This window comes from Paradesulfitobacterium aromaticivorans, from assembly GCF_054657415.1.
This window is the reverse complement of the sequence record NZ_BAAHYT010000010.1, coordinates 1900297-1914810: the sequence shown is the minus strand read 5'-3', so window position 1 is coordinate 1914810 and position 14514 is coordinate 1900297. Positions and strand designations below refer to the sequence as shown.

Here is a 14514-nt window from a genome sequence, read left to right as displayed (position 1 = left end):
TTCCTTATAACGCTCTCTAAAATATTATAGACAGCTTAAGCCTAAGGCAGACCTCATTGCCCCAGAGGGCTGCTCACAATCGGTACCCTGCCAGGAAAGCTCAGAATCGCCTCAATATCTTCGTCTTCTTCTTCCCACCAGTTGGCCATAGCCGGAGCCCCCGCATCCTGACCCAGATAGATAAGCACGCCCGAGCCTTCTTCCACGGTCGCCTCCCCGCGGGGTATTTGGTCAAGGACATACCCGCCCTCACCCTCAGTTAGGACTTTGAAGCCAGCCTTGGTCAAAGACTGTTGCGCTTCGGCCACAGGCAATCCGAGAACAGGCGGAACAGTAGCTGCTTTTTTCACCGGCGGGAATTCCAAACCCGGCATCGGCTTGCCCGGGGTTAAGGGCGCATCAGCCTGCGGCTTTACCCCCAGATATTTGAGAGAATCAAGCAACACGGCCTGAACCGGAGGAGCCGCCACCGCACCACCGTAAAAAGGTACGCCGTCAATCACGGACAAGACCACCAAACGGGGGTTGTCAGCAGGGGCAAACGCAACAAAGGAAGCGACATAGTCCCCTTGCACATACTGCCCGTTCGCCACTTTCTGGGCGGTCCCGGTCTTGCCCGCTACCCGATAACCGGGTAGGAAAGCACGACGACCCGTGCCGTTTGTCACGACCGATTCTAAAATCTCACGCTCCAGCTTAGAGGTGCTTTCACTGATGACGCGCCGTACAACTTCTTTTTTATACGGCACCACGACATCACCACTGGGGCTTACAATCTCTCTCACCAACTGGGGCTTGACTAAGTTGCCGCCGTTAGCCACGGCGGCCACGGCCGTAAGCAACTGGATCGCAGTGACATTATTCGTCTGACCAATGGACATTGTGGCCAAATCCAGGGCTGTCGCCCGCTTCTTGTTAGCCAGAATGCCCACAGCTTCCCCGGACATCTCAATCCCTGTTTTCTGGCCAAACCCAAAATCCCGCAAATACTTATAGAATCTATCCGTGCCCAGGCGCTGGCCCATTTCGACAAACCCCGGGTTGCAGGAATTCTCAGCAACCTGGACAAACGTCTGATCTCCATGCCCTCCTGCTTTCCAGCAGCGCACATTCTTGCCCAGCACAGTATAAAAGCCACGGTCAAAGAAATGCTCCTCAGGTTTGATTTTCTTCTCCTCAAGCGCGGCCGCGAGGGTGATTATTTTGAAAGTGGAACCTGGCTCATACCCGTTTTGAATGGCAATATTGCGTCTGGTACTCAGGTCGTATTCCTGGTAGTGGTTAGGATCAAATGTCGGCAAGGTTGCCAAAGCCAGCATTTCTCCGCTGTTCGGATCCATCACCAGGATGGAGGCGCTTTTGGGAACCTGCCCGTTCATGTTGGTCCCTTGCCCTGACATCAGCTTCTGCAGTTCCCGTTCCGCAAAAGCCTGGATGCTTTTATCAATCGTCAACCGCACCGAGTTCCCCTGTTTGGGTGCGAGGTAAAGCTGTTCGGCCTCAGGAAGTTCAATTCCGTTAGCCCCGAATTCCCTCAAAACGCTGCCAGGTACTCCCCTTAGCGCTTCATCCCTGGTTAACTCTATTCCTTCCAAGCCCTGGTTGTCAATCCCGGCAAACCCAATAATGTGTGCAGCTAAGCTGCCGTTGGGATAATAGCGCTGGCTGTCTTCCGTTGTTCCGATTCCCGGTAGTTTTAAGGCCCTCACTTGGGCCGCCGCTTCCGGAGTTACTCTTTTCTGCACATACTCCAAGGCCGAACGTTTTGTAATCTTCGGTTCGATTTCCGTCACCGGCTTGTTCAATATCTGCGCCAGCTTCTCAGCGATTTCCCGCGTCCGCCCGGACTGCCTGACTTCGGCCGGAACCGCATACACAGTCTCACTGCTGACACTCATGGCCAGCATACCCCCGTTGCGGTCTTCGATATTGCCGCGCTTGGGAGCCACCGGCACACCCCGAAAATGATAATCATCTGCGATGTCGCTTAAGAATGCTCCCTGCCCCAGTTGCACAACTGCCAACCGTATAATCAGCACGAGCAAGAAAGCGCTGACACAGAAAAAAAGAAAGGCGATTCGCTTACGCATTAAAACGAACGGACTCATCCGTCCCCCCCCTGCTATCGGGGCTAGCGTACACAAAACGCCTCTCTTCTAACGTTGGGTCGAAGCAAAAAAGCCCGTAAAAAGCTGAGATACTTGCTTGAGGGCAGAAGTTTTGGTCGAAGGAGAATTAGCGGCATTTTGAGTAGCTGGGGCCCCGTTATCATTCTTGACGGCAGGTAGATTTCCAGACACATACACCGTCCCCGCCGGTTTCTCCATCCCCATCGCCAAAGCGGCACTTTCAATGCGGCTAACTGAGCGCAGCTTATCCACTTCAAGCTGGAGGAGATCATTTTCCACCTTTATTCCGGCAATCTCCTTCTCTAAAGCCCGCGCTTGCGCTCCTTTCGCCACCGTAAGCTGAACAGTCATGGCTCCGATCGAACCTGCTACCGCAGTAATCACAGCTAAGACCAGTGCCCACTTAAGTATGGCGTGGTTTTTCTTTGTGGGGGAGATTTTCCGTTTCCGGGGTCTGCTTTCTAACGGTTCTTGCCATTGGATCTTTTCCTGCGCCACTATCAAAGGTATTCCCCCTCCTTAACGTTTATACTTCTAGCGAATCACAATTTCTCAGCTACTCTCAGCTTGGCGCTGCGTGAACGCGGATTATGCTCAACTTCCTGCACCGAAGGCAGGACAGGTTTGCGCGTGATTAGGCGGGCCTTGGGTTTGGCACCGCAGCGGCAAATTGGAAAATCCGGGGGACAGGTGCACCGTCCCAGCCAGGATTGCATTCTTTGTTTGACCAGGCGATCTTCGAGCGAATGGAAAGTAATGACTCCCACTCGTCCACCGGCATCCAGGCAGTTCAAAGCCTGGTCCAACACCCGGTCGAGCACGCCCAGCTCATCATTTACCGCAATCCGCAAGGCCTGAAACGTCCGCTTGGCAGGATGAGGACCCTCCCGCCGCGCCCCCGCCGGAATTGCGTTTTTGATGACTTCGACTAATTCTCCCGTACGCTCAAGCCAAGAGTGGGCCCGCCTGTTGACGATAAACTCCACGATTCTGCGGGCCCATCTTTCCTCTCCATATTCCCGGATTATGCGCTCTAGCTCCTGAGCGCTCCATTTATTGACGATTTCCTGAGCAGTCAGGGTCTGGCTGGGGTCCATACGCATATCTAGCGGGGCATCCTGCATATAACTAAACCCCCGCTCAGCCTCATCCAACTGCGGGGATGAGACTCCCAGATCAAAAATAATTCCATTTACAGGCAGAACTTCCAGTTCTTTTAAGGTCTCTTCCAGGTGCACAAAATTGCGTTTGATAATCTGCACCCTGTTATCCTGAGCAAACAGAGTTTGGGCATGCTTTACTGCTACAGGATCCTGATCGAAAGCAATCAGCCTTCCTCCGGGCCCAAGCTTGCTTAAGAGCAAGCTGCTGTGTCCGGCCCCACCCAGAGTGCAGTCTACATACGTCCCAGCATCATCCGTAACCAGATAATCAATGCTCTGTGCAAGTAACACGGTCAAGTGTTTGAACTCCAAGTTAATCGTCCCTTCTTAAATTCCGAGGTTGACCAGGGATTCAGCAGCACTGGTATAAAGTTCTTCAGCCTGACCAGAGTAGTTTGCCCAAAGTGCCTGGCTCCAAATCTCTACCCTGGTAGACACCCCCACCAGCACAACATCTTTCTCCAATTGTGCATATTCACGCAAGTTGGCAGGCAAGAGAATTCGCCCCTGCTTGTCCACTTCGCATTCTGTGGCCCCGGAAAAGAAGAACCGGACAAAAGCCCGGACATCAGGCTGGGTAAAAGGCAAGGTTTTTAGCTTCTGTTCAAGAACTTGCCATTCAGCGGGCGGGTACACAAACAAACAGTGATCCAAGCCTTTGGTGGCGATAAATTTCTCACCCAAGGCTTCCCGGTATTTGGCGGGCATGATCAGCCGCCCTTTTCCGTCAATTGTATGGAGATACTCTCCCATGAACACTGTTGTTCACCACCCCGGCACCTACTTGCCCCACTTTGCCCCACTTTACCCCACTTATTCTCCATTGAGAGGAGATTTCCTGCTAAGTTGTAATATTTTTCTTGAGGAAAATAAAAAAAGGGAAGAAAGTCCTATGACCTTTTCCCCTAGAAACAGAAATAATTAACCAACCGAGCCTAGTGAAAATTTTTGACCTAAGTTCAACCCTACAACGAGCTTAATGATAAACATGTCGGGATCGGGCTGTTGGCGGTCGCTTCTCGCCGTCCATGGTTTAAGCGACACTTGGCCATCCTTAGCCGTCGAAGCCCTATTTTTTCTTATTGCGCCCCGAAACTTATGCTCTAATGGAACGTTAGATGGAGTGGGTAGATATTGTATAGTCAGATTATCCGTTTGTCAAACAATCGAATTTCAGGTCCTTTACAACCACGGCTTTTCGTATTATTATTAAAATAAGTTAGATAGTTATTAGTGATTGATTCCAAGCTGATTTTGTTTGGGGCAAAGGCGCCTTGTACATCGTTTTTTTGAGGTACTGGAGGTGCCTTTTGTATTTGTCGGAGAACACTATATAAGATCAATCCTTGATACTTAGCATCAACTGTTTACCAGTGAATCTTGATAAGTTGGGGATTGGCTAATTTCGAGAAAAATATTTGTGATTGAAATATAGAGAAAACTCAGGGCTGGCAATTAGGAGGGTTCCTTTTGGAAACTGAATATAGTCTTAGTAATTTTGTCAAGCTTGATGTTTTACGTACTATACAGGACTCTTTTTCTACAGCAACAGGGATAGCTGCTGTCTTTGCAGATGAATACGGTAATGAATTAGGAGAAGGCGCAAATTATTCAAAATTTTGCTCTAAACTTCATTCCCACGAACAAGGTATAAATGCTTGCAAGCTCTCAAATTACCTGGCAGGTCAAAAGGCAAATAAACTTAAAAAACCCTTTATCTATAAATGTCATGCTGGACTTATTGATATAGCAGTACCTATCATAGTTAATTCCCAGTACTTAGGTACGATGATGGCAGGCCAGGTAAAATGTCTTGACACAGTCCCTCCCTACTTGGAGAAGTTACCAAGCTATTTGAATTGGCTTTCAGATTCTGAATATATCGAATTATATAGCGAAATAGAATATTTACCCCGACAACGAATCGAAGCAATAGCCCATACTCTTTTTATAGTTGTTAATTACATCGTAGAAAAAAAAATTTCAGAAATTGCCCAGGATACAGTTAACAGACAGAAAGAACAATTAATTAAAGAAATAAAGGCACGCGCAGTCCTCGAAAATTCCCTCAAGGAAGCAGAGTTAATAGCATTACAAAATCAAATCAATCCGCATTTTATGTTTAATATTTTAAGTACAATAAACAGGTTAATTGCTCTCGAACAATACCAAAAGGCACAAAAAGTTCTAGATGCTTTTACTAAAATGTTGCGATACAGTTTGCGGGATATTCATAAGATCTTACCGTTAGATCGCGAACTGGATTACATCAATAAATATTTGTATATTCAAAACCTGCGATTTGGCGATCGGATATTATACCAGATTGATGTTGCACCCAACTTGTTAGAGTTTGAACTTCCGTTTTTTACACTACAACCATTGGTAGAAAACGCTATTGTCCATGGTCTTGAGCCTAAAGAAGATGGAGGCAAGCTGCATCTTCTCGGCGAGACAACGGACAAAGGATATAGAATTATTATTAATGACAACGGTTTAGGCATGTCCCCAACTCAACTGGAAAACATTATGCTCAGTCTTAAGTCCAGTGAAACTAGTTTTAAAGGCATAGGACATATCGGAATATATAATGTTTATAAAAGACTTAGCATTTACTTGGGAGAGAATAATTTTAAATTTCAAATAGCAAGCGAATTGGACCATGGAACAACAATTACCTTGGAGTTTATTTCAGGGAGGTAAAACAATGGATACAATCTTGCTTGTAGACGACGAAGAGCTCGAAAGAATTTATCAAAAGCAGGCAATAGAGCAAAGAGGCAAGAGTTTTAAAGTAGTCGGCGAAGCAGCCAATGGCCGTGAAGCTATTGAACTAGCTACCAAACTTTTGCCTAATATTATTTTGATGGATATCAGGATGCCAGGTATTAACGGGTTAGAAGCAATAAAAGAAATAAAAATTCTGCATCCCGAAATTAGTTGCATTATCATTAGTGCTTATGAGGAATTTTCGTACGTCCAGAAAGCCCTACGGTTAGGAGCAGAGGAATACCTGCTTAAACCTGTTTCAGCCGACGAAATTTTTTCAGTGTTAGAAGTAATAAAACATCAGAGAAAAAAACCAATCAAGGAGTACATTGACCAATTGCCCGAAAAAGACCTCATTTTTAATAAATATCCTTTAAATAAGGAAAAGCTGTTAATACTAGCACTTAAAAACCATGATATTACACTTTTCTCTAATGCGTTTAGAGAATTTTCCCAGGAACTAATACAGATTTCTAAGACAATTTCAACACTAAAAACTTACATGTTGGAACTTAATACAGTATTATCAAGAGGGTTGTTAGATTCAGGATTAGACCCACAAAAAATATTACCCCACGCCCGCGGTTGTGTGCAAGCTACTCTTAGCATCAGTTCTACGGAGGAAGCAATAAATTACCTTGAGACTTATAAATTTGAAATTATCGATTTAATTAACCCTAACAAAACCAGCAATAAGGATTTGGTTGAAAATATCCTCACCTATATAGATAGAAACATCTCAAAGAAAAACATTTCTCTTGAAGAGTTGTCACAGCATTTCCATTTCAGTACCTGCTATATAAGTAGGGTAATAAAAAAAGAAACCGGATTAACTTTTTCTGAGCATTTAAATCAAATACGTTTAACTGAAGCAAAAATACTTCTTAGAAATTCTGCAATCAATATTAATCAGATTGCCACTTTAGTGGGCTATAACGAAGTTCCTCATTTTAACCGCATGTTCAAGAAAAGTGTAGGTATTTCACCCTCAAAATATCGAAGACTATTATTAGAAAGATAGATCTACCAGCCGCGGTCCTGCAGACGCTCATTTTTAGCTATACTTGAAATTTCTAAATCAGGCATTGCCTTACCTAAATCCTTTGAAATCTTGGCTAGGGTTTGAGCATCCTCGAAATGGGTTGTTGCAGCAACTATTGCTTCTGCCCGGGCTTCTGGATGCTTAGATTTAAAAATACCAGAACCTACAAAAACACCATCTGCACCCAGTCGCATCATCAGCGCAGCATCAGCAGGAGTAGCTATCCCTCCAGCAGCAAAGTTTACAACCGGTAAACAGCCCGTTTTTTTTACTTGGTTCAAAAGTTCATATGGAGCACCTGTTTGCTTCGCTTCGGTCATTAACTCTTCATCAGGAAGATTTTGAATTTTTCTGATGTCAGACATTACTTTTCTCATATGCGTAACTGCTTCTACGACATTTCCTGTCCCGGGCTCGCCTTTAGTACGAATCATAGCAACTCCTTCACCAATGCGGCGGAGTCCTTCCCCCAGATTGCGTGCACCGCAAACAAACGGGACTTTGAACTGATGCTTATTAATATGGAAATTATCGTCTGACGGAGTTAAAACTTCACTTTCATCTAAATAATCAATTCCTAAAGCTTCTAAAATTTGAGCCTCTACAAAGTGTCCGATTCGAACTTTAGCCATCACAGGAATGGTAACACTATCCATTATTCTCAGAATGACAGTGGGATCCGCCATCCTGGCCACTCCACCTGCAACCCTGATGTCAGCTGGAACCCTTTCTAGAGCCATTACAGCACGCGCTCCGGCTTTTTCAGCAATTTTAGCTTGCTCGGGAGTTGTTACATCCATAATAACCCCGCCCTTGAGCATTTCTGCTAATCCTTTTTTGACTATCCACGATCCATTATTTCTATATCTTTCAGTCATTTTTACCTCCTAAATGACCACGATGTCTAGTTAAAATGTTTCATTTGTACTTTGCTCTTTCTCCACCAATTAATGCTGGTCGAGTACGCGCTAATGTTAAGTGGGCATTGCCAATATTATTGATATCTAAACGTATTGGAACTGCGACGCGTTTTAAATGCATGCCAATAAATGTATCACCTATATCCATTCCTGCGTGTCCGATAATAGTCTCTACAACTACAGGGTTATCAAACCGTTTCATAGCTATTGAAGCTAGCGAACCACCTGCTTTTGGATGTGGAACAACTGAAACAATTTCTAAGTTATATTTTTCAGCGCATTCTTTTTCTACCACTAACGCCCGGTTTAAATGCTCGCAGCATTGAATGGCTAGGTAGAGATTATTTAATTTTACCTGCTGCAGCAGACCGTCCAATATAGCTTTGGCTACATCTATATTTGACGCCTCCCCGATTTTTTTACCCAATACTTCACTAGTACTACAGCCGATGACCACTATCTGCCCCGGATTTAAATTAGCTATTTCCAACAAACCTTTGAGCGCAAATTCAACTTGAGATGTTAACATTTCTAAATTTTCCACTTGCGACTCCCACTCTCTTTTATATTGGTAGAACATATGATGGATGATCGCGGTGTTTATTCGGCTTTACGCATGACAGTTCTTTCAATACCAACAATTACCTTATAGTAACCGCTTAAGATCTCATTTACCTCATTATCGCCAGTATCTATTAACAAAGGCCTCCTCCCTAAAACAGTAAGCTTACTCTGTGGAGCAATAACGATAATATTATCCTTTCCAACATTTCTCAATACTTTTGGGCTGATCTGTGGGTTGCCCCGTCCAAAAATGTATCCCTGTCCACCTATGACAGTAACCACTATTTTAGCCTTTTTACCTTCTATAATCTCCAGTATCTTCTGTTCAGATAAATCACTGCCTATGAGTTCTTTATTCAACACTGCATCTACGCCTAGTAACGTATTGCGTAAACCCAATTTGTCCATTACGGCTCTGGTTGTTGTTCCAGGTCCAATAATATATACCCAGTCAGATTCCATAAGTGCAACTACTTCTTCTGCAATAGCATTTAAGGCAGTTCCTTCACCTTCAGCTCTGCCTGATTTTAGGCCCTGAACTAACCTCTCTTCGTGTGGAACCAAAAGGTATCCATATAATTTAGCTGTAACTCGTCCTTCCCTGAAGGCGTCTTCATCGATATCCATGACTTCAGCTTCCTGAACTTTTTTCAGTTTGCCGGTCAAATACATTAATGTCAACTGCCCAGCATTATTGGGATTTGTAGCGTAAACGGCCGAATGAATTTTCACTCCTGCAGGGATACCAATAACTGGTACCTTGTTGCCTATTGCCTCACAGATATTTCTCGCTGTACCGTCTCCACCGGCGAATAATATCAGATCTACACCTGCTTTTGCCATATCCCTAGTAGCTCTGATAGTGTCTTCAGAAGTGGTATTGTCTTGATCTATTGAGCCAATCACTGTGGGTTTAAAACCGCACTGTTTTGCCTCTTCTTCACCCATTTTATAAGGGTAAGTTACTAATTCAATGTTGTCCCTAAGGTCTTTAACCATGTTAAGGGCATCCCTTGCACGATTCGGGGATTCAGGTTTTGCGCCAAGCTGCCTAGCTCTTTCCAGGATCTCTAAACCATCGCTTCCTTTCAAACCTACTCTTCCGCCCATTCCTGCAACCGGATTTACAATAAAGCCTAATTTTTTCAGCAAGCTGAAACACCACCTTTTTTGTAATGCCCTTATGCTTCAAAGTTTTCCGCACCCTGTACAGGGTGCGGAAAACTTTTATTATTTTATTTCTTCATACCATGCTTCTTGACGTAAGCACTCCAAGTGACCGCCCACTTCGAGGGATCATTCAGAGAGTCCTCGTCATTCCTTCTATGAGCTGCAGCTTTATGCGGAGCAGTCTTGAGCAGTTCCGGGTTCTCGTAAGCTTCCTTGGAAATCTCCTTCAAAACTTGATAGTACTCATCTAAATCATCGACTGAGTAAGTCTCACAAGGCTCAAGAGTCATCGGCTCGGGAATCTCCCACGGATGATGGCTGGTCCAGTAGTGCGGTATGCCGTAGTCAACAATTCTATTGTTGATATCATCTGTTCCAACACCTGTATCCTTCTGAAGTTGTTCCCAACTGTAGCGTACTTGCTCCTGCCTACAGTAGCCGTTACCGGCAAACGCTTCGCTTAGCCCCTTGATAGTTACCAGTTTTTTCTCCAGATAGTTGTTGTTTAGAACTGAAATATCAGCACATTCCCTTAGTCCCTCAGCTCCCATGGCCATTGTCCATGCATAAGCTCTTAGGATAACGCCGGCAGTACCCATGAAATCTCTTACCTTGCCGATGCTATTTGGACGGTTATAGTCCAGATAATACTTCTCACCGTCAAACTCCACCGTTGGAAGCGGCAGGAACTTCGCAAATTCTTCCTTACAGCAGTATGCGCCGTTAGCTGGTCCGGAAGATCCATGAGGAGCGCCGAATGTTTTGTGAACATTGAAGTGACACATATCAAACCCAGCTTCTTTTGCTCTTGTTACTCCCAAGAATGCATTAGCATTTGCTTGGTCGTAGAAGCACAGACCACCCGCCTCGTGTACAATCTTTACAAATTCATCTACTTTCGGGTTAAACAGACCAATGTCTTCCGGGTTGGTCATAAAGATGGCAGCTGTACGTTCCGAAACTGCTGCTTTCAAGGCTTCAATGTCAGGAAAACCGTTCTTATCCGGATAGAGTGTTATTACTTTAAATCCAGCAGTGTGCGGTGCAGCGGCATCACATGGGTGGGAGAAAATAGTTGTGATGATCTCATCTCTTTTATCCAATTCGCCTTTTTCTTCCCAGTAAGCCCTGACTACACTTGCTGCTGTATATACAGCATGGTTTCCTCCACCAGGTTGAAATGTTACTTTATCCATACCGGAAATCTCTTTAATTATCTGTTCAAACTTGTAGTAGATTTCCAGGATGCCTTGTACCGTTGATTCCTCCTGGCAGGGATGTAATTCTGAAAATTTAGGATAGGCTACCAAGTCCTCGTTTACGCGAGGATTGTACTTCATTGTACAGGTTCCTTCGCTGATATCGTTGCCAATGTTTGACCCCAATGTTTCTTGACTCAGACGCAACCAGTGAGCTAATACATGTTTTTGTGATATTTCTGGAAGATTAGCCAGTCCTTTTCTGCGCATGTTTGCAGGAAGTTTGCCTATTACGTCCCCAACTTTATCCTTAATTTCCTGCTCAGGTTCAGGAACATGAATACCTCTTACTCCAGGATTTGATAATTCATAAATTATAGGCTCATTCCAGCGTGCCTGTTGGAAGTTTTTTCTTGCTTTAACATTACCCATTTTCCGTCTCCTCTCTTAATCGTATTACAGTGTTATTTCATTGATTAACTACCTTAACAATGTTTGTAGTACTAGTACTTGACGGCCTTTTCTACTGCGTGTGCCAGTTTTTGAATGTCATGCTTGGAATGGACCTCGGTAATACAGTATAGAGCACTTTGACCATACTCAGGAAACTCTTTACTGATGTCTTTTCCACCAAAGACTTTCTCCTGCAGCAGGGCCTTATTAATCTGAGCAACAGTCTTACCAGTACTGTCAAAGTTCACTACAAACTCTTTGAAGCTTGGTGAACTGATCACAGGAACCTTAACCCCCGGGATTTCAGACAGCAGGTTAATTGCATACTGGGCTCTCTGCATAATACCTTCGCTAAGTTCTTTCAAGCCTTGAGGTCCGATCAAGGCCATGTAAACACCAGCTGCAATGCCATATAAGGCAGTACATGTTCCGATAAAATCTTTACCTTTTTCCCGTGAAGCATAGGAAGTTCTTTCATAAAATACTTCGCCAAAACCATACTCACCGTCTTGGCGGGTTGACGTAATACCGAATAACAAGGAGGGATACTCCGCAACATATCTTTCCTCATCGGGAGTAGCAATAAATCCGGATAATCCGCCGCCCCACTGCATATGAATACCAAAGGGCTGCAGCTCACCGCAAACTATAGTTGCACCATACTGTACAGGCGGAGCTAAAACACCCAATGAGGACGGGTCAGCACCGACAATAACCTCAGCTCCATTATCCTTAGCAATCTTAGAGATTTCTTCACCCTGGGTTTCAATAAACCCCAGATAGGATGGATTCTCAAAGTATACAGCTGCTGTATTGGCAGAAACCTTGTTCTTTAGGTCATCAAGATCCATCAAACCGCTTTCTTTATCATGCTTAACAAGTTTAACTATAATTTCAGGCTTGCAGTAGTTCTTGATGACAGCAAGTCTGCCGGGGCTAATGGTTCCGGCCACCAGGATTTCTTTACGGCCAGTCATTCTTGCAGCCATACGACAGGAAATTGCTATGGCGTTAGCCCAGTCATAAGTAGGTGTGTTGACTGCGTCCATGCCCACTAATTCACCAATCATACTCGCGGTTTCAAATAAAGCTTGAGCTTTACCATGGTCACCGTAAAAATCTCCTACATAAGCCGTTAAAAATTCATCGCGGGAAATAATTGTGTCAACTACTGAAGGAACATAATGCTGCCAGGTGCCTGCACCCAGGAAGTTCAAATAATCTTTGGTGGATTTATTCTTTTGCAGGATTTCCTCTACGTGCCTTCTAAGCTGATATTCAGAAGTTATGGGCTCAGGCAGGTCCAACTTTTTGCCTAACTTCAGATGCTCAGGAATCTCCTTGAAAACGTCAGCTACACTTTCGATACCTATTTCTTTGAGCAATTTTTCTTTTAGTTTTGGCTCTGAGTTTGCAATATAGGGATGTGCCTTATTCATTTTATGACCTCCATTTTAAAATTTTAGCTGGAAAAATTACGATTATCCGCCGACAGAGACAGTTTCCGGCAATGTGCTTCCGCCATCGATTACAATCTGTGTACCAGTGATGTAGTTGGATTCATCTGAAGCCAGGAATGCTGCCAATTCGCCGACTTCTTCAATTTTGCCCAACCGGCCTACCGGCACAGCTCCGGCAATACTGTCGATCACTGATTGGGGGTTATCCGGATTAGATTCTCTGGCAATCTGTTCAGCCATTGGTGTCAGTATATAACCGGGACAAATAGCATTGACGGTGATATTATATTTTGCAACCTCTCTGGCAAGAGCCTTAGTAAAGCCCCATAATGCAGCCTTGGTGGTTGCATAGGCAGTCTCACCTTCATCGGCAACCATAGGCCCTGTTACTGAAGACATGATTACTATCTTGCCATACTTCTGCTTGATCATGTTGGGAAGAATTGCCTTGGTACAATTCCAAACTCCATTGATATTAACGTTAAAGTGGAAATCTCTAATCTCATCGCTCATGTCCAGGAAGTTAACCAGTTTTATTACTCCTGCGTTGTTCACCAAGATATCAATTTTCCCCAGCGATGCTATAGCATCGTCAGCTGCTTTTTGAACTTGCTCACTCTTTGTTACATCCACTTTATATCCGGTAGCCTTGTAACCTTGAGCCTCCAGTTCTTTAGCTATACTGAAGACTTGATCAGAAATATCCGCGAGCAGCACATGAGCACCATGCATTGCTAACACTTGAGCGATTCCCTTACCATTACCCATTGCCGCTCCCGTGACAAATGCCAGCTTTCCTTCTAATTTCATTTAGCTTTCTCCCTTCGCATTAAAGGGGGCAGTTACTGCGCCGTCCATCCACCGTCAATAGTGAGTTCTGAACCGGTGACAAAAATCGATTCGTCTGAAGCGAGATAGAGGTCGGCAAAGGCAATATCGATTGGTTTTCCAATGTACCCAATAGGGTGCATCTTGCCAACTTTCTCAAAGTATTCTTCTGCCGACATACCTGAGTCCTCAGCTTCCTTTTCAGTTAAAGCGGTATGCACATAACCGGGATGAACAGAATTAACTCTAATCTTGTATCCCTTTTCGCCACAACTCAGTGCCGCAGATTTTGTCATTACTGTTACTGCCCCTTTTGAAGCACAATAGGCAAACAACCCGGCTTCTGCGATTTGCCCATCAATGGATGAACGGTTGATAATTGAGCAATTTTCGCCATTGTCTTTCATGGCGTTAATGCCGTATTTGGTTCCTAAAAACACTCCCGTAGCATTGATACCCATCAACCAGTTCCAATCTGCCAAAGTTGTTTGTTCTATATCTTTTCCTAGCGAAACCCCTGCATTATTGACCAAAATGTTTAGCTTGCCAAATTTATTCAAAGATTCTTTAATCACTTGCTGCCATTCTTCCTCTTTTGATATATCTAGTTTTAGAAAAATTGCTTCTCCGCCTTGAGCAACAATATCTTTAGCGACCCGTCGTCCTTCTGTTTCATTGATGTCGGCGACAATCACCTTGGCTCCTTCTTTGGCAAAAAGCTTAGCATCCGCCTCGCCAATACCCAAAGCCCCACCTGTGATTAGAGCAACCTTATTTTGCAATCGATCCATTACACGAATATCCCCCTTTGGGTAGT

General features: G+C 44.5%; 13 protein-coding genes. 2 read left to right on the top strand and 11 right to left on the bottom strand.

The window, feature by feature from the left end:
• Positions 1 to 53 precede the first annotated feature (53 nt).
• The 4 genes from ACYQ2N_RS15110 to mraZ are packed head-to-tail and all read right to left on the bottom strand — an operon-like array spanning position 54 to position 4051.
• Positions 54 to 2108: a penicillin-binding transpeptidase domain-containing protein gene (locus tag ACYQ2N_RS15110; protein ID WP_460000080.1), complete on the bottom strand. Its 2055-nt coding sequence runs from the start codon at positions 2106 to 2108 to the stop codon at positions 54 to 56.
• Between the two features lie 48 nt (positions 2109 to 2156).
• The gene (locus ACYQ2N_RS15105) at positions 2157 to 2633 is read right to left on the bottom strand and encodes a septum formation initiator (RefSeq protein WP_460000079.1); all 477 of its coding nucleotides are present in this window, start codon (positions 2631 to 2633) and stop codon (positions 2157 to 2159) included.
• A 38-nt stretch (positions 2634 to 2671) separates the two neighbouring features.
• On the bottom strand, positions 2672 to 3604 hold the full coding sequence (gene rsmH / locus ACYQ2N_RS15100) for a 16S rRNA (cytosine(1402)-N(4))-methyltransferase RsmH (protein ID WP_460000078.1): 933 nt from the start codon (positions 3602 to 3604) through the stop codon (positions 2672 to 2674).
• A 15-nt stretch (positions 3605 to 3619) separates the two neighbouring features.
• A complete protein-coding gene (gene mraZ, locus ACYQ2N_RS15095; RefSeq protein WP_460000077.1) occupies positions 3620 to 4051 on the bottom strand; it encodes a division/cell wall cluster transcriptional repressor MraZ in 432 nt (143 codons plus the stop codon).
• Positions 4052 to 4762: 711 nt separating this feature from the next.
• Here mraZ and ACYQ2N_RS15090 point away from each other — a divergent pair.
• Both ACYQ2N_RS15090 and ACYQ2N_RS15085 read left to right on the top strand, forming a co-directional pair.
• A complete protein-coding gene (locus ACYQ2N_RS15090) occupies positions 4763 to 5995 on the top strand; it encodes a sensor histidine kinase (RefSeq protein ID WP_460000076.1) in 1233 nt (410 codons plus the stop codon).
• Positions 5996 to 5999: 4 nt separating this feature from the next.
• Positions 6000 to 7082, top strand: a complete 1083-nt coding sequence (locus ACYQ2N_RS15085) for a response regulator (protein ID WP_460000075.1) — start codon at positions 6000 to 6002, stop codon at positions 7080 to 7082.
• A gap of 2 nt (positions 7083 to 7084) precedes the next feature.
• Here ACYQ2N_RS15085 and pdxS read toward each other — a convergent pair whose 3' ends face one another.
• The 7 genes from pdxS to ACYQ2N_RS15050 all read right to left on the bottom strand — a co-directional run bounded on the left by pdxS (position 7085) and on the right by ACYQ2N_RS15050 (position 14488).
• Positions 7085 to 7981, bottom strand: a complete 897-nt coding sequence (gene pdxS, locus ACYQ2N_RS15080; protein ID WP_460000074.1) for a pyridoxal 5'-phosphate synthase lyase subunit PdxS — start codon at positions 7979 to 7981, stop codon at positions 7085 to 7087.
• 40 nt (positions 7982 to 8021) lie between these two features.
• Complete coding sequence (locus tag ACYQ2N_RS15075; protein ID WP_460000554.1) at positions 8022 to 8552, bottom strand: TIGR01440 family protein; 531 nt, start codon at positions 8550 to 8552, stop codon at positions 8022 to 8024.
• A gap of 71 nt (positions 8553 to 8623) precedes the next feature.
• A complete protein-coding gene (locus ACYQ2N_RS15070; protein ID WP_460000073.1) occupies positions 8624 to 9739 on the bottom strand; it encodes an ATP-NAD kinase family protein in 1116 nt (371 codons plus the stop codon).
• Positions 9740 to 9822: 83 nt separating this feature from the next.
• Positions 9823 to 11388, bottom strand: a complete 1566-nt coding sequence (gene gcvPB / locus ACYQ2N_RS15065; protein ID WP_460000072.1) for an aminomethyl-transferring glycine dehydrogenase subunit GcvPB — start codon at positions 11386 to 11388, stop codon at positions 9823 to 9825.
• Positions 11389 to 11459: 71 nt separating this feature from the next.
• The gene (gcvPA, locus tag ACYQ2N_RS15060; RefSeq protein ID WP_460000071.1) at positions 11460 to 12848 is read right to left on the bottom strand and encodes an aminomethyl-transferring glycine dehydrogenase subunit GcvPA; all 1389 of its coding nucleotides are present in this window, start codon (positions 12846 to 12848) and stop codon (positions 11460 to 11462) included.
• Positions 12849 to 12890: 42 nt separating this feature from the next.
• A complete protein-coding gene (ucpA, locus tag ACYQ2N_RS15055; RefSeq protein WP_460000070.1) occupies positions 12891 to 13679 on the bottom strand; it encodes an SDR family oxidoreductase UcpA in 789 nt (262 codons plus the stop codon).
• A 32-nt stretch (positions 13680 to 13711) separates the two neighbouring features.
• Complete coding sequence (locus ACYQ2N_RS15050) at positions 13712 to 14488, bottom strand: glucose 1-dehydrogenase (RefSeq protein ID WP_460000069.1); 777 nt, start codon at positions 14486 to 14488, stop codon at positions 13712 to 13714.
• Between the last annotated feature and the right edge of the window lie 26 nt (positions 14489 to 14514).

Excerpts from the sequence above, each read along its gene's own strand:
- gcvPA (WP_460000071.1), bottom strand. The coding sequence starts at position 12,848 with ATGAATAAGGCACATCCCTATATTGCAAACTCAGAGCCAAAACTAAAA.
- ACYQ2N_RS15110 (WP_460000080.1), bottom strand. The coding sequence starts at position 2,108 with ATGAGTCCGTTCGTTTTAATGCGTAAGCGAATCGCCTTTCTTTTTTTC.
- pdxS (WP_460000074.1), bottom strand. The coding sequence starts at position 7,981 with ATGACTGAAAGATATAGAAATAATGGATCGTGGATAGTCAAAAAAGGA.
- ucpA (WP_460000070.1), bottom strand. The coding sequence starts at position 13,679 with ATGAAATTAGAAGGAAAGCTGGCATTTGTCACGGGAGCGGCAATGGGT.
- ACYQ2N_RS15085 (WP_460000075.1), top strand. The coding sequence starts at position 6,000 with ATGGATACAATCTTGCTTGTAGACGACGAAGAGCTCGAAAGAATTTAT.
- gcvPB (WP_460000072.1), bottom strand. The coding sequence starts at position 11,388 with ATGGGTAATGTTAAAGCAAGAAAAAACTTCCAACAGGCACGCTGGAAT.
- ACYQ2N_RS15075 (WP_460000554.1), bottom strand. The coding sequence starts at position 8,552 with ATGTTAACATCTCAAGTTGAATTTGCGCTCAAAGGTTTGTTGGAAATA.
- ACYQ2N_RS15050 (WP_460000069.1), bottom strand. The coding sequence starts at position 14,488 with ATGGATCGATTGCAAAATAAGGTTGCTCTAATCACAGGTGGGGCTTTG.